Origin of the sequence: Micromonospora reichwaldensis, from assembly GCF_031845925.1 — a bacterium.
Lineage (GTDB): Bacteria > Actinomycetota > Actinomycetes > Mycobacteriales > Micromonosporaceae > Micromonospora > Micromonospora reichwaldensis.
Genome location: NZ_JAVRFL010000015.1, coordinates 144,746 through 159,500, shown reverse-complemented (window position 1 = coordinate 159,500; position 14,755 = coordinate 144,746). Strand labels below are relative to the sequence as shown.

At 73.0% G+C, this 14,755-nt stretch carries 13 protein-coding genes and 2 pseudogenes; 1 reads left to right on the top strand and 14 read right to left on the bottom strand.

From position 1 onward, the window contains the following. From RM555_RS15265 to RM555_RS15220, 10 genes and pseudogenes are all read right to left on the bottom strand, one after another. Window positions 1-280, bottom strand: a pseudogene (locus tag RM555_RS15265) (4-hydroxy-2-oxovalerate aldolase); the annotation flags it as partial. Between the two features lie 80 nt (window positions 281-360). Further along, window positions 361-1,275, bottom strand: a pseudogene (locus tag RM555_RS15260) (acetaldehyde dehydrogenase (acetylating)); the annotation flags it as partial. A 79-nt stretch (window positions 1,276-1,354) separates the two neighbouring features. Then, on the bottom strand, window positions 1,355-2,146 hold the full coding sequence (locus RM555_RS15255) for a 2-keto-4-pentenoate hydratase (protein ID WP_311412352.1): 792 nt from the start codon (window positions 2,144-2,146) through the stop codon (window positions 1,355-1,357). Further along, window positions 2,143-3,654, bottom strand: coding sequence for a 2-hydroxymuconic semialdehyde dehydrogenase (locus tag RM555_RS15250; protein WP_311412351.1), 1,512 nt, complete (start codon window positions 3,652-3,654; stop codon window positions 2,143-2,145). The genes RM555_RS15255 and RM555_RS15250 overlap by 4 nt, the downstream gene beginning before the upstream one ends. Window positions 3,655-3,674: 20 nt before the next feature. Next, window positions 3,675-3,938: a EutN/CcmL family microcompartment protein gene (locus RM555_RS15245; RefSeq protein ID WP_151454616.1), complete on the bottom strand. Its 264-nt coding sequence runs from the start codon at window positions 3,936-3,938 to the stop codon at window positions 3,675-3,677. Continuing rightward, entirely contained in the window at window positions 3,925-4,263 is a 339-nt protein-coding gene (locus RM555_RS15240) for a BMC domain-containing protein (RefSeq protein WP_311412350.1), read from the bottom strand. Before RM555_RS15240 ends, RM555_RS15245 begins: the two co-directional genes overlap by 14 nt. A 23-nt stretch (window positions 4,264-4,286) precedes the next feature. Next, window positions 4,287-4,577: a BMC domain-containing protein gene (locus RM555_RS15235; protein ID WP_311412349.1), complete on the bottom strand. Its 291-nt coding sequence runs from the start codon at window positions 4,575-4,577 to the stop codon at window positions 4,287-4,289. Window positions 4,578-4,612: 35 nt separating this feature from the next. Continuing rightward, window positions 4,613-5,452, bottom strand: a complete 840-nt coding sequence (locus RM555_RS15230) for a DODA-type extradiol aromatic ring-opening family dioxygenase (RefSeq protein WP_311412348.1) — start codon at window positions 5,450-5,452, stop codon at window positions 4,613-4,615. Then, the gene (locus RM555_RS15225; RefSeq protein WP_311412347.1) at window positions 5,445-6,428 is read right to left on the bottom strand and encodes a DODA-type extradiol aromatic ring-opening family dioxygenase; all 984 of its coding nucleotides are present in this window, start codon (window positions 6,426-6,428) and stop codon (window positions 5,445-5,447) included. The genes RM555_RS15230 and RM555_RS15225 overlap by 8 nt, the downstream gene beginning before the upstream one ends. Then, entirely contained in the window at window positions 6,425-8,443 is a 2,019-nt protein-coding gene (locus tag RM555_RS15220) for a hydantoinase B/oxoprolinase family protein (protein WP_311412346.1), read from the bottom strand. The genes RM555_RS15225 and RM555_RS15220 overlap by 4 nt, the downstream gene beginning before the upstream one ends. A 167-nt stretch (window positions 8,444-8,610) precedes the next feature. On the opposite strand from RM555_RS15220, the gene RM555_RS15215 reads away from it, so the two are divergent. Then, the gene (locus RM555_RS15215) at window positions 8,611-9,435 is read left to right on the top strand and encodes an IclR family transcriptional regulator (protein ID WP_311412345.1); all 825 of its coding nucleotides are present in this window, start codon (window positions 8,611-8,613) and stop codon (window positions 9,433-9,435) included. Window positions 9,436-9,443: 8 nt separating this feature from the next. Here RM555_RS15215 and RM555_RS15210 read toward each other — a convergent pair whose 3' ends face one another. Genes RM555_RS15210 through RM555_RS15195 form a run of 4 tightly spaced genes read right to left on the bottom strand, consistent with a single transcriptional unit; the run spans window position 9,444 to window position 14,753 of the window. Then, window positions 9,444-11,063 carry a thiamine pyrophosphate-binding protein gene (locus tag RM555_RS15210; protein ID WP_311412344.1) on the bottom strand — a complete coding sequence of 540 codons (1,620 nt, stop codon included), beginning with the start codon at window positions 11,061-11,063 and terminating at the stop codon, window positions 9,444-9,446. Then, window positions 11,060-11,821 (bottom strand): enoyl-CoA hydratase/isomerase family protein, encoded by a 762-nt coding sequence (locus RM555_RS15205; RefSeq protein WP_311412343.1) that lies wholly within the window; start codon window positions 11,819-11,821, stop codon window positions 11,060-11,062. Before RM555_RS15205 ends, RM555_RS15210 begins: the two co-directional genes overlap by 4 nt. Continuing rightward, complete coding sequence (gene purB, locus RM555_RS15200; RefSeq protein WP_311412342.1) at window positions 11,818-13,176, bottom strand: adenylosuccinate lyase; 1,359 nt, start codon at window positions 13,174-13,176, stop codon at window positions 11,818-11,820. The genes RM555_RS15205 and purB overlap by 4 nt, the downstream gene beginning before the upstream one ends. Then, entirely contained in the window at window positions 13,176-14,753 is a 1,578-nt protein-coding gene (locus tag RM555_RS15195) for a class I adenylate-forming enzyme family protein (RefSeq protein WP_311412341.1), read from the bottom strand. The genes purB and RM555_RS15195 overlap by 1 nt, the downstream gene beginning before the upstream one ends. Window positions 14,754-14,755 lie beyond the last annotated feature (2 nt).

The window sequence follows — 14,755 nt, the reverse complement described above, 5'->3', positions numbered from 1 at the left end:
AGTCGGCGATGGTGCCGATCCCGGGCAGCAGCAGCGTGGTCAGCTTCGCATTCGTCATGACTTCGGCCGCCGCCGCAATCCAGTCGGCGTCACTGGCCGCACCATGGCCATAGTTCACACTCGAACCCGCGAGACCGTCACCGTGCGCGACCTCGATCGCCGCCACCCCGGCCGCGTCCAACGCCGCCGCGATGGTGCGGACCTGCTCGACGGTGTAGCGATGGGCCACGGCGTGCATGCCATCGCGCAGCGTCACGTCCTGGATGTACAGATCAGTCACCGGGTCACCTCCACGACGTCCCGACCAAGGCCATCGCCATCAGCGCCGTCGCGGCCCGCGCTGTCATGGCCGGTCGCTGCCGAACGCAGCCCGACCAGCCGCTCCGCCGTGCGCAGCGCCGCCGACGTCATGATGTCCAGATTCCCCGCGTACGCCGGCAGATAGTGCCCCGCGCCGGACACCTCCAAAAACACCGACACCTGCAACCCGCGCAGACGCCGACCCAACGACGGCACGTACGCATCCACCCGGTCGAACTGCACGTCCTGCTTCAACCGGTACCCCGGCACGTACTCCTGCACCGCCGCCACCATCCGCTCCACCGACGCGGCGATCGCCGCCCGATCGGCGTCGGCGTCCTCGCACAGGCAGTACACCGTGTCGCGCATCAACAACGGCGGATCAGCCGGATTCAACACGATGATCGCCTTACCACGACCAGCACCACCGACCACCTCGATCGCCCGCGCCGTCGTCTCCGTGAACTCGTCGATGTTCGCCCGCGTCCCCGGCCCCGCCGACTTGGAAGCGATGGAGGCGACGATCTCGCCGTAAGCCACCGGCGTCACCCGACCCACCGCCGCGACGATCGGCACCGTCGCCTGCCCACCACACGTCACCATGTTCACGTTGCGCTCACCCAGGTGCTCGTCCAGGTTCACCGGCGGCACCACATACGGACCGATCGCCGCCGGCGTCAGATCCACCACCAGCCGACCATGCCCCGCCAACACCGCGTCGTTGCGCCGATGCGCCCCCGCCGACGTGGCATCGAACACCAACTCCACATCCGCGAACTCCGGCATCGCCACCAGACCATCCACACCCTCAGCGGTCGTCGCCACACCCAACCGCCGGGCCCGCGCCAGACCGTCGGAGTCGGGGTCGATGCCGACCATCGCCACCATCCGCAGCGACTCCGACAACCGCAACACCTTGATCATCAAGTCGGTGCCGATGTTGCCCGACCCGATCACCGCCACACCAACGCTCACGACGCCTCCCCTTCACCGAAGACCGCGACGGTCGCCAGGCCATTCCACGCATGCACCACCGCGAAGACCGCCATCGCGCTCACGACGCCTCCCCCGAGAAACAGGTACGCACCGAACCCAGCCCCGAGATCCGCGCCTCGTACGCCGCGCCCGCCGTCACCGGCACCATCGGGCCGAGCGCCCCGGACAGCACCACGTCGCCCGCGCGCAGCGGATCACCTGAGCGGGCCATCGTCTGCGCCAACCACTGCACCGCGTGCAAGGGATTGCCCAGGCAGCCCGCCCCTGCGCCGACCGACACCGGCTCCCCGGCCTGCTCGATGACCATGCCGCACAGCCGCAGGTCCACATCGGCCAGCCGACGCGGCGTCGTGCCGAGCACGAACAGGCCGCTGGAGGCGTTGTCCGCCACCGTGTCCACGATCGAGATGTCCCACCCCGCCACCCGCGAGTCGACGATCTCGATCGCCGGCAACAGGTGGTCGACCGCCCGGATCACGTCCGCGCTCGTGATCCGCTCGTCCGGCAGATCCGCACCCAGCACGAAGGCGACCTCCGCCTCGACCCGGGGCTGGAGCAGCCGGCCCATCGGCACCTCAGCGCCGTCGGGCACCGCCATGTCATCGAGCAGCACCCCGAAATCGGGCTGGAAGACACCGAAGCTCTCCTGCACCGCCCGCGACGTCAGCCCGACCTTCGCGCCCACCCGCCGCTGGCCGCGCTGCAACCACTGCCGCACCTGAAGCTGCTGCACCAGGTACGCCGACGTGACGTCACCCTCCGGCAGCAACCGCCCGCGCAGCGGCGGGCAGGGCGTGCCGGACTCCCGTGCTTGGAGCAGCTCGTCGGCCGCCAACTCGATGGCGCTCATGTCAGGTCCACGCAGACGTTGGTCAACTCGGAATAGAAATCCAGCGAGTGCACGCCACCCTCACGCCCGATTCCGGACGCCTTCACCCCACCGAACGGCGTCCGCAGATCACGCAGGAACCACGTGTTCACCCACACGATCCCCGCGTCCAACCGCATACCGGCCCGATGCGCCCGACCCACGTCCCGCGTCCACACCGCCGCCGCCAACCCGTACTCCGTGCCGTTCGCCAACGCGAACGCCTCATCCTCATCATCGAACGGCGCCACATGCACCACCGGCCCGAAGATCTCCTCGGTATTGGTCCGCGCCCCCGCAGCCAACCCCGTCAACACCGTCGGCTGCACATACGCACCACCATCACGCGCATCACCGAAGGCCGGCACCCCACCCCCGGCCAACACCTGCGCACCCTCGGTGCGCGCCAGGTCGTAATAGCCCAACACCTTGTCGCGATGCTGACGCGAGATCAACGGCATGTTCACCGTCGCCTCATCCGCCGGCCACCCGAACGACAGCGCGGCAGCCCGCTCAGCCAACCGCGCCGTGAACTCCTCGAACACCGGCCGCTGCACATAGACCCGCTCCGTGCACAGACACACCTGACCACCATTGGTGAAACTCGACCGCACCGAACCCGCCACCGCCGCGTCCAGATCCGCGTCCGCGAAGACCAGACCCGCGTTCTTGCCACCCAATTCGAACGACACCGGCCGCACCCCATCGGCAGCGGCTCGCATGATGGCGCTGCCAGTCGACGACTCGCCGGTGAACGTGATCGCGTCGACGTCCGGATGACGGGTCAGGAACTCCCCCGCCGAATCCGGCCCGAAGCCGTGCACCAGGTTGAACACGCCGTCGGGCACCCCCGCGGCGGCCATCACCTCCGCCAACAGGGTCGCCGACGCGGGCGTCTCCTCACTGGGCTTCACGATCACCGCATTACCGCAGGCAAGGGCGGGAGCCACCTTCCAGGTGAGCAGCAACAGCGGCAGGTTCCACGGCACGATCACCGCCACCACACCCACCGGCTTACGCACCGCATAGTTCAGCGCCCGCCCACCCGACGGCGTCACCGTCGTGAACGACTCCGTCGGCGCCGTCGCCACGATCTCCGCGAACGCACGGAAATTCGCCGCACCACGCGGAATGTCCAGAGTGCGCGCCTGCGAAATCGACTTACCCGTGTCCGCCACCTCAGCCGTCACCAGGTCGTCGAAGCGGCGCTCCAACTCGTCGGCGACCCGACGCAACACCTCGGCGCGCTCGCGCTCCCCCATCCGCCCCCACGGCCCCCGCAACGCCGCCCGCGCCGCCGCCACCGCATCGTCCACACACGCCCGATCCGCCTCGGCCACCTCGAACACCGGCTCACCGGTGACCGGACTGCGCTTGACGAACCGCCGCCCACCCTCGACGAACTCACCGCCCACGAAGTTGCGCAGGGTCGGCGGGTCGGCGCCCGGGTGGCCGTCGCGCAGACTCACCGGCCAGGATGACTCGGCCATCGTCAGGTGTCCCTTCCGGTTCAGGTGCTGGGTTCGGTCCGCTCGCTGCCGAGGTCGGCGACGAGCGCGACCACGGCAGCGTCCACGGTGGGTTGGCCGGTCACGGCCGCCGCGGCCTCGTCGGTGACGACCAGGACGGTGGTGCCGACGCCGACGTTCAGGGGATCGACGGCGACGAGGTCGGGCCCGTCGCCGTGCGGGCGGACCAGGACGAGCCGCCTGCCCTGCAACGCCGGCAGGATGCGGTCGGCCCACACCTTGCCGACGACGTCACCGAGCACCATCGGTTTCTCCCCGCAGGCCGGCGATGACCTCGCGGATGCGGGCCGGTTCGGGCCCGTCCAGCAGGGCCGCCGTGGTCGGGTGGGGCTTCGGGTAGACCTGGGAGCTGCGCAGCTCGCCGTGGGCGCGGACGGCGGCCTCCCCGGCGGAGACTGCCTGGCGTACGGCGGCGAGGGTGCCCCGGACGGCGACCGCGAGGTAGCCGCTGGTGACCCGTTCCACGGCCACGCACCGGACGTCGGCGGTCTTGATCATGGCTTCGATCCCCGCCGAGAGCGCCACCAGGCCGCGTGTCTCGACGATTCCGATCGCGATGTCGGAGGACATGTCTGATTCTCCTTACCCGGTTGTCAGTTGCCGACGAGGTCAGGCTCGGCCGCCAGCGCGCTCACCGCGTCGCAGGGGCTGGCGAAGACGATCGAACGCACCGAGCGGCTGCGCACCCGGGCGGTCTCCTCGCCGATGTCCACCGCCTCCTCGACGGTGGCGAGGTCGCCGCGCACGGCGACCGCGACGATGCCGCCGCCGAGGCGTACGACCTTCGTCACCTCGACCTCGGTGGCCTTCACCATCGCGTCGACGGCGTCGAAGATGGGGGTGAAACCCTCGGCTTCGACGAAGCCCACGGCCACGTTTCGCATGTCTGCTCCTTGCTCTGGTTGCGGGTCGGCTTCGGTCAGGGACGCTCGGGCAGGTTCCAGGACAGGACGGCGGCGCCGGTGCCCCAGATCGGGCCGTACGAGTGCAGCTGTGCCGGGCCGCTGGCGGCGCCGGTCCCGGCGGCGAACGCGAGGGCCCGGAACTGGCTGTCCGCCTGGGCCTGCCGGGCGTAGTCCTCGCGGATCGCGAGCGCCTCGTCGACCTTGCCGGCGGTGAGCAGGTCGAGTACGCGGGTGTTCCACTGCTCGTGCGCGGGTGCGCCGATGTGGTCCTGGCCGGGTTCGATCCACTGCTGGATCAGTCCGGAGGACAGTCCGCTCACCACCACGACGGCGGCGCGTACGCCGGCCTCGCGGGCGGCGGCGGCACCGGCCCGGCCGACGTCGGCGAGGGTGTCGGCGTCGGCGTACAGGTTGCAGGAGACCTGCGCCCAGCGCAGCTTGCGCTCCGGGTCGAGCAGCGCGGAGGTGACGATGGTCCCGGCGTCGATCGGGAAGCCCTCGTAGCGGGTGCGGCGCGCCTGCTTGCCGTCGGCCTGCACCCGGTCGGCCCACCGCTCGCTGAACTCCACGTCGAAGCGCAGGTCGTAGCGGAGCAGGCCGTAGTCGTAGGCGTACCAGTTCTCGTCGACGTGTTCGCCGCGCGGGTTGGGGTCGCACTGGAACTGGTGGCCGAGGACGGTGAACCACTGGGTGGACAGCAGCAGGACGACGTCGGGCTCGAGCCGGCGCAGGCGCTCGCCCACGTCGCGGGCGGCCGAGGCCAGTGCCGCCCAGCTCGGTGCGGGTTCCTTCGCGAGCAGGTGGGGCATGCCGGGCAGGAGTGCGCCGGCGACGATTCCGGTCCGGTCAGCCATGGGGGCTCCCCTCGGGCAGCCACTCGACGACGGCGTTTCCGGTGCCGATGATCGTGCCGTAGCCGAGCACGTCTCCGGCGACCTTGGGCCAGCCCATCGCGGCGAGCAGCCAGGTGAGGCTGCCGGCCTTCGTCTCCGACGCGGTCGCCTCGATGTGTTCGGTGATGAGTTCCCGCAGCGGGGCGGTCGGTCCCCGGCGGATCGCTTCGAGCAGCTTCATGTCCCACCGGTACTGGTGGTTGTTGTACGGGTGTTCGCGTTCCATGTCCTCCGGCAGCGCCGGCTCCTCGTGCCAGTGCAGGTGCGACAGGGAGTTGGAGGCGAGCAGCACGGCGCGGCGGCCGGTGGCCTCGACGGCGCGGCGGGTGGCCTCGCCGAGCACCTCCATCTCCTCCAGCGCCGCGTCGGAGTAGAAGTACGGGTTGTTGTTCGCCGACAGGGACACCACGGGGATGTCCCAGGCGGGGTTGGCCAGGTGCAGGGCGCCGATGGTGGCGTAGTCGACGCGTACCCGGGGGTCGCGCATCGCGCGGGTGACCAGGCCGAGGCCGCTGGCCTCCTCGACGATGGCCTCGCCGAGTTCGACGTCGGTGCGGAAGTCGTACCGGTAGCGGAAGAGGTGCGGGAAGATCGGCTCCACGGAGATGCCGCGCGGGTTGGGCGCGCAGTTGACGTGGTGGCCGACCATCGTGATCCAGTGCGGGGCGTGCACGATCAGCACGTCGGGCCGGTGCACCTCATGGATGCGCTTGCGCAGCCGCTCGTAGGCCCAGCGCAGCGTCTCCCAGCCGCCGGTGGAGCGGGGCTCGTTCTGCGGCGGGTTCTCCGCGTAGATCAGGTGGGGCGGATGTGGGCTGAGGCAGCCGGCGACGATGCCGGCGCGGGCCGGCGCGGCCTGCGGGGCCGGGGCGTTGCCGGCGCCGCCACCGGTGCGGGGCCTGGTGGTCGCCACCGGCACCCGGAAGACCCTGCTCATGACCGCCCCTCCCCGGTGAGGACGCGCACGTACGCGCGATGCTCGGCGGTGCCGCCGAGGATCTGCATCCCGTCGTCGTCGAGGGCTATCTCGTCGGCGGCGAGCGCGGTGTCGTGCCGCAGCCAGGCCCGCAGTGGTGCCGGGTGCACGCCGTGCAGTTCGACGAGGCTCTCCTCGGCCAGGCCGCTGCCGGGCGCGACGTACGCCAGCCGACGCTGGCCGCGCCGGCCGGTGTAGGCGGGCCGGTCGGTGGTGGTGAGGCGCAGCCAGCTCCGCTCGTCCCGCAGCCGCTGCCGCAGGTCGGCGGTGGCGGCGCGGTCGGCCTCGCCGTCGCCGTCGAGGACGACGCCGTAGCGCTGGCGGGCCTCCTCGCCGGTCAGGTAGTCCTGCCGGACGTCCTCGGCGACGGCGTCGGGCGCGCGGTCCAGCGGGTCGCCCCAGCCGCCGCCACCGGCGGACTCCATGACCAGCACGTCCCCGGCCCGCATGGGGAAGCCGGCGATCTTGCCGGGGGTGTCGAAGTCGACGCGTCGGCCGTCGGCGCGGCGCAGGTGGGTGACCGTCGGGGCGCCCGGGCCGCCGTGGCGCAGCCCGTACGGGGGGACGGTGGTGCGGTCGGTCTGCACCGAGTACGCCCCGCCGCTGGCCAGCAGCCGGGTCTCCCGCCGGCTGCCCAGGCCGCCCCGGTGCGTACCGTCTCCGCAGGAGCCGGCGCGCAGCTCGCAGGCCTCGACCAGGATCGGGATCTCGGTCTCCAGCCGCTCGACGGACTGGATGGTGGAGATGTCGCCGAGGTCGACCGGGTTCATCGCGCTGGGGCCGTCCGATTCGAGGAATCCGCCGTTGCCGCCGGCCGGGTAGTCGTAGTAGAGGTAGGGCTGGCCGGTGTGCTCGTCCACGCCGCCGATGAGGTTCTGGAAGGTGGTGCCGAACTGGTCGGCGGCGATGAGGTCGGGTGCCACCTGGCTCAACGCGGCCATCACCGCGGAGATGACCCGCTTGCGGACCTCGCTGTGGGCGTTGGCCGGGGCGGGGTAGCTGACGTGCACGACCGTGCCGGGCTCGGTGCGCACCCGCAGGGGCCGGAACGCGCCGTGGTTGACCAGCCCGCCGGGGTCGAGGGCGGACTTGACGGCGATGAACACCCCGGCGACGGTCATCGCCCGCGACGAGTTGACCACGGCGGCGACCTGGGTGGAGGAGCCCCGGAAGTCGGCTTCGATCTCGTCGCCGTCGACGGTCAGCCGGCAGCGGACGATCGCGGCGTCGTAGTCGCCGTCGGTGTAGAGGTCGAGGTAGTCCTCGTAGCGGTAGGTGCCGTCGGGCAGCGACCGGATCATGTCGCGCAGCCGCTGCTCGGTGCGGTCCATGTTGGCCGCGACGCAGTCGAGGATCAGCCCGGTGCCCCAGCGGTCGACGAGTTCCTTCAGCCGGCGCTGCGCGGTGTGGCAGGCGGCGATACTGGATTCGAGGTCGCCGCGGCGTTCCTCGGCCATCCGGACGTTGGCGAAGACGATGTCGAAGGCGGCCCGGTTGGGGCGGCCGGCCTCGATCAGCTTGATCGGCGGGATCCGCAGCCCCTCCTGGAGGATCTCGGTGGCCTGGCCGGAGACGCTGCCGGGGGTCATGCCGCCGATGTCGGCCCAGTGCATCCGGACGCAGGGGAAGAGGAACAGCTGCCCGTCGACGAAGACCGGGCTGATCAGGGTGACGTCGTTGAGGTGGCTGCCGCCCCGGTACGGGTCGTTGACGATGTAGAGGTCTCCGGGGCACATCTCGGCGGCGAAGTCGGCGAAGATCTCGGCCACCGAGGCGGGCATGGCGATGACGTGTCCCGGCATGTCCCGGCCCTGGGCGACCATCTGCCCCGAGGGGTCGAAGAGGGCGCAGGAGAAATCCTGGGCGTCGGCGATCACCGGCGAGTGCGCGGTACGGAAGATCGTCTGTCGCATCTCGCGGACGATCGAGATGAGACTTTCGGTGACGACTTCCAGGTCGATCGGATTCACAGTCATGCGGATGCCTCACTGATTTCCGGTGTCGGTCCGTATCTGCCGCCGGAGTGGACCTGGACTGGTCAGGGCGAGTGGACCACCGTGGGTTGAACCACCGTAGAGTGGACCATCATGTGGTCCTAGAGTTATATTATGAAACCTAGCAGCCGGAAAGGCAGGGAAGCAAGATGTCGTACGCCACTGACCCGACGCCCGACGAGGGCGTCCCCCCACGCGAGTCGGGCACCCAGGCGCTGGACCGCGCCCTGGGCGTCCTGCTGGCCTTCCGGGGTGACGCCGTCGAGCGCAAGGTCAGCGACGTCAGCCGCGAACTGGGCCTGCACAAGTCCACGGCCAGCCGGCTGTTCCGCGCGCTGGCCGACGCCGGCTTCCTGCAACGCAACGAGGAGAACGGCACCTACCGCCTCGGCGTCGCCGTCTTCGAGCTGGGCGCCCGCTTCCTCGCCGGCATCGACCTGCACGCGCTGGCCCGTCCGCTGCTGCACCAGCTCGCCGAGCACGAGGGCGAGAGCGTCAACCTCGCCGTCCTGGAGGGCTCCGACGCCCTCTCGCTCTACGTCGTGCAGGGCACCCGCAACGTGCAGCTCGTCAGCCGCCTCGGCCGGCGCATCCCGCTGTGGTGCAGCGCGGCCGGCAAGGCGCTGCTCGTCGACCACGACGACGACGCCCTGCGCGCCCTGCTCGCCACCGTGCCGCTCAGGGCGCTGACCAGCAACACCATCACCGACCTGGACACCTTCGTGGCGCACATGGCCACCGTGCGGCGGCAGGGCTGGGCGCTGAACGACCAGGAGAGCGAGCACGGGCTGCGGGTGGTGGCCGCCCCCGTACGCGACCGGCACGACCGGGTCACCGCCGCGATCAGCATCTCCGGGCCGATCTTCCGCCTGGACGACACCCGCACCCGGGAGCTGGCCGACGCCGCCTGCCGTACCGCCGCCGAGCTGTCCCGGCAGCTCGGCCACGGCTTCGGCGACCGGTGGGGCGACTGACCGCACCGTCAGAACCGCTCCTGGGTGACCTCGGGCAGGACCCGCACGTGCAGCACCCCCGGCCCGGTCACCGGCAGCGCCTCGTCGAACGCCGCCTCCGCGCCGGCCTGGTCGGTGACCGTCCAGGCCGGTACGCCCAGGGACCGCGCCACGGCGGCCAGGTCCCGGGCCGGGAACCGGGCCAGCGCCGGGTCGACCCCGCGCGGGGCGAACTTGCGCACCTCCGCGCCGTAGCCGCCGTCGTCGAGCACCACCAGCAGCACGGGCGCACCGACCCGGGCCAGCGTGTCCAGCTCCCCGAGGCCGGTGAGCAGGCTGCCGTCGCCCTCGAAGGCGACCACCGGCCGGTCCGGGCGGCCCACCCCGGCCCCGACGGCGTACGGCAGGCCGACGCCGATGCTGCCGAACTCCCAGGGCGCGATGAACGCGCGGTCCACGGCGGACGAGTCGAGCAGCAGGTTGGGCCAGCCGCCGAACTGTCCCACCCCGACCACGGTGGTGCGCCGGGCCGGGAGCCGGCGGGCGCAGATCCGGATGAACGCCCGGGGGTCGATCCCCGCCGCCCCCTCGACGAACTCGATGCCGTCGAACGGGTCGGCCTCGGCGATCCGCGCGGCCAGGGCGGGGCTGCGCCAGTCCGGGCGCTCGCGCGGGTCGAGCCGGGCCGTCACGGCCCGCGCGGTGGCCGCCGCGTCCCCGACGATCCCCAGGTCGACGGGCCAGCGCGCCCCCAGCGCCCGCGCGTCGGCGTCGACGGCGACCACCCGCGCCGCGGGGAAGAGCGCGCCGTGGTCGGCCGTCCACCGGTTGAGTCCGGCGCCGAAGGTGACCACCAGGTCCGCGTCGGCCAGCACCCGCCGGGTCAGCGGGCGGGCCAGTCCCCCGGCCACCCCCAGGTGGTACGGGTGGCCGGCGAAGAGCCCGGCGGCCAGCACGGTGGTGGCGAGCACCGCGCCGCACCAGTCGGCGAGCCGGCGTACGTCGTCCGCCGCCGCCTCGGCGCCCCGCCCGGCGAGCAGCACCGGGCGGCGGGCGGCGACCAGCCGGCCGACCAGCTCGGCGACCGCCGCGTCGGTGGGCGCCGGCGACGCGGGCCGGTACGCGACGACCGCCGGCGCGGGCGCGGCACCGGCCGGCACCGCCTCGTCCTGGAGGTCGATGGGAACGTCGAGGACGACGGGGCCGGGCCGTTCGGCGGCGGCCCGGAACGCCAGGCCGACGTCGCGGGCGGCGGTGGCCGGCGCCGTCACGGGCACGAACGCCCCGGCGGTGGCCAGCGCGAACGGCTGCTGCGGGAAGCTCTGCACGTGCAGCGGGTCGCCGGGCGGGGTGTCGCCGGCGATCAGGACCAGCGGCGTGCCGGCCTGCCGGGCGATGGTCAGCGCGGCGCCGGCGACCGCCAGGCCGGGGCCCTGGGTCACGGTGACGACCCCGCACCGGCCGGTGGCGCGGGCCCAGCCGTCGGCCATCATCACCGCGGCGTTCTCGTTGCGGGCGGCCACGAACCGGACGCCGTGGCGCTGCACCAGGTCCGCGACCAGGAACATGTTGGCGTCGCCGAGCAGCCCGAAGATCGTGTCCACCCCGTGCGCCACGATGGCGTCGGCGATCGCCTCGCCGGCCCTCACCGGGGGTCCCGGGCGAGGTAGTCGCCGGCGGGGCGCAGCGCCACGCTCAGCGCGCCGAGGTAGGAGTCGTTGGCGGCGGCCTCGAACCGGGGCCCGGCCAGGCGGGCGGCCCGCTTGGTCATCGACCGGCCGACCGCGGAGGTGGCCAGCAGCCGCTCGGCGATCCCGGTCGCGGCGTCGGCGAGCCGCTCCGGCGGCACCACCTCAATCACCAGCCGCAGGTCGCGCAGCTCGTCGGCGGGGATCCGGTCGCCGAGCAGCAGCCAGCGCTTGGCCAGGTCGGCGCCGACGAGGTCGGCGAGGATCGCCATCCCGCTCCAGGTCAGCGGGATGCCGAAGCCCACCTCCGGGAAGGTCGCGAAGCAGGTGTCGGCGGCCACCCGCAGGTCGCTGGCGAGGCCGAGCACCGCGCCGGAGCCGATGGCCGGGCCGTTGAACGCCGCGACGGTGGTCTGTTCCAGCCGGTACCAGCGTTCGACCAGCTCGGCGGTGCGGCGCTGCACCGACATCGTGGCCCGGGCGTCGAGGGTGGCCAGCTCGTGCAGGTCGGTGCCGGCGCAGAACGCGGTGCCGGCGCCGGTGAGCACGACCACCTCGGTCCCCTCGTCGCGGGACAGATCGTGCAGCACGTCCTCGAAGCGGGCGAGCATCGCCAGGTCGAAGCTGTTGCGCCGGGCGGGCCGGTTCAGCGTCACCCGGGCCAGCCGGCCGTCGCGGTGCAGCAGCACGGACTCGTCGGCATGGTGTGCGGCGGTCATGGTGACTCCGAGTTCAGTAGGGCGCGGTCGACCAGCGCGGCGGCGTGGCCGACGTACGACAGCGGGTCCAGCAGGCCGGCGAGTTCCGCCGCGGGCAGGGCGGCGGTCACCTGCGGGTCGGCGCGCAGCGTCTCCGCGAACGGGCGGCCCGCATCGAGGCTGTCGCGGACGATCCGCATGACCAGGTGGTGGGCCTGCTCCCGGCCGAGCGGGCCGGCCAGGCGCAGCATCACCGCCTCGGAGAGCACGAGCCCGCCGGTGAGGTCGAGGTTGGCGCGCATCCGGTCGGGGTTGACGCCGAGGTCACCGAAGACGTCGACCAGTCGCTGCATCGCGCCGCCGAGCAGGATGAAGCACTCCGGCAGCAGCTTCCACAGCGTCATCCCGACGCCCATGTCCCGGTCGTCCTGGGCGACCATGGTCTGCAACGCCAGGGGCACCTGGGCCCGCAGGGTGCCGGCGGCGGCGATCACCGCCTCGCAGCGGATCGGGTTGCGCTTGTGGGGCATCGTGCTGCTGCCGACCTGGGTGGCGCGCTGCGACTCGTACGCCTCGCCGACCTCGGTGCGGCCGAGGAAGTAGACCTCCCGAGCCAGCTTCTCGGCGCTGGCCGCGACGAGGCCGAAGACCATCAGGCACTCGGCGAAGCGGTCCTGGGTGGCGTGCCAGGGGGTGTCGGCGACGCCGAGCCCCAGGTCGGCGGCGACCGCCTGCTCCAGCGCGAACGCCTGCGCGCCGTAGCCGGCCATCGTGCCGGCCGCGCCGCCCATGCTGGTCACCAGCAGCCGCTGGCGCAGTTGCCGCAGCCGGACGCGGTGACGTTGCAGCTCGTCCTGCCACACCGCGCAGCGCAGGCCGAACGTCGTCGGCAGCGCCTGCTGCCCGTGGGTGCGGGCGGCCATCGGGGTGGCGCGATGACGCAGCGCGAGCCGGCGCAGCGCGCGGACCAGCTCGTCGACCTGCCGCTGCACGATGTCCAGGCCGTCGCGGGCCCGCAGGACGAAGCCGGTGTCCATCACGTCCTGGGTGGTGGCGCCGAGGTGGACGTAGCGACCGGCGTCGCCGGGGCAGGCGGCGGTGAGCGCCCGCACCAGCGGCACCAGGGGATGCACGGTGTCGGCGGCGTCGGCGGCGAGCACCGCCGTGTCGAGCCGCTCGACGCGGGCCGCCTCGGTGATCGCCTGCGCGGCGGCGGACGGGATGATGCCCAGCTTCGCCTGGCCCCGGGCGAGGGCGGCCTCCACGTCGAGCCAGGACTGCATGAGCTGCCGGTCGTTGAAGACCCCGCGCATCTCGGCGTTGCCGAAGAAGCTGGTGACGGTCAGCGAGTCCAGGAAGCACGATCCGAGCTGCATCAGCGTTCCCCCTCCGCGACGAGCAGTTCCCGGGCGGCCCGCCGGTCGACCTTCCCGGACGGCAGCAACGGCAGGTCGGCGACGGTACGGATCAGGGTCGGCACCTTGTGCCGTGCCAGCCGTTCGGTGGCGGTGCGGGTGAGCCGGTCGACGTCGCAGTGCCCACCGGGGACGGTCACGACCAGGGCCGCGATCTCCTCCCCCCAGCGGGCCGACGGCACGCCGAGGACACACACCCGGGCCACGGCCGGGTCGTCGGCGAGCACCGCCTCGACCTCGGCGGGGTGGACGTTCTCGCCACCGCGGATGATCAGCTCCTTGATCCGTCCGGCCAGGGTGAGGACCCGTTCGTCGGTCAGCGCGCCCAGGTCGCCGGTGCGCAGCCAGCCGTCGCTGGTGATCGTGGCGGCGGTGGTGAACGGGTCGTCGGCGTAGCCGCGGGTGACCGAGCTGCCGCGTACCAGCAGCTCCCCGACCTGCCCGGCGGGCACCGGGGCGCGGGTGGCGGGGTCGACCACGGTGGCCTGAAGGGCCGGTAGGACGCGGCCGACGGTGTCACCGGGCGCGCCGCAGGTCCCGTCGCCGGGGTCCAGGCTGATCGTCGGGCCGGCCTCGGTCTGCCCGTAGACGACCGCCACCCGGTCCAGGCCGAGCACCCGTCGGGTGCGGGTGAGCAGCGCCGGGGTGCACGTGGCGCCGCCGAGGAAGCCGACCCGCAGCGACGACAGGTCCCAGCGGCCGGGGTCCCGCTCGACGCGGTCGGTGAGCATCGACGCCATGGTGGGCACGGCCTGCACCACCGTGCACGCGTGGTGCTGGATCTGGTCGAGGACCGGCTCTGTGCGGAACCGGCGGGTGGAGACCCACAGCGCGCCGGTCACGAGCGCCAGCATCGCCCCGCTGCCGAGCCCCGCCGCGTGGGCCAGGGGCAGCGGCGAGGCGATCCGGTCGTCGGCGCGCAGCCCCGCCGCCTCGGCCGTCCAGGCCGCGTTGGCCAGCAGGTTGCCGGCGCTCAGCGACACCATCTTGGCCGGTCCGGTGGAGCCCGAGGTGAACTGGATGTTGCAGGGGGCGTCGGGATCACCCACGGGTGCGGGAACCGGGCCGTCCCAGCCGGGCAGCCCCGCCAGAGCTCCGGATCCCAGGTCCGCGTCGAGGACGTGCCAGCCGTCCGGGCGCTCGCCGGGCGGCAGCGCCGCCAGGACCCGCGTGACGGTGGACGGGCCGTGCCGGTTGCGGACCCGCTCGGCGGCGTAGAGGCGCCGGGGGCGGCTGCGGGCCAGCGCCGAGGTCAGCTCGGGCCCGGTGAGGCCGGGGTGCAGGGTGGTCAGGGCGGCGCCCCGCCAGGCCGCGGCGGCCAGCAGCACCAGCCAGGCCAGCCCGTTCTCGGCCCAGACCGCGATCCGGTCGCCGCGGCCGACGCCCTGGGCCGCCAGGACGGCGGCGGCCCGGCCGGCGAGGTCGGCGAACTCCCCCGTGGTCACCGGCCGGGCCGGATCGTCGAAGACGTACAGGGCGCGGTCCGGCTGCCGCGCGGCGCGCTCCAGCACGGTGAGGTCGAGGGCTGGCGGGATCACGG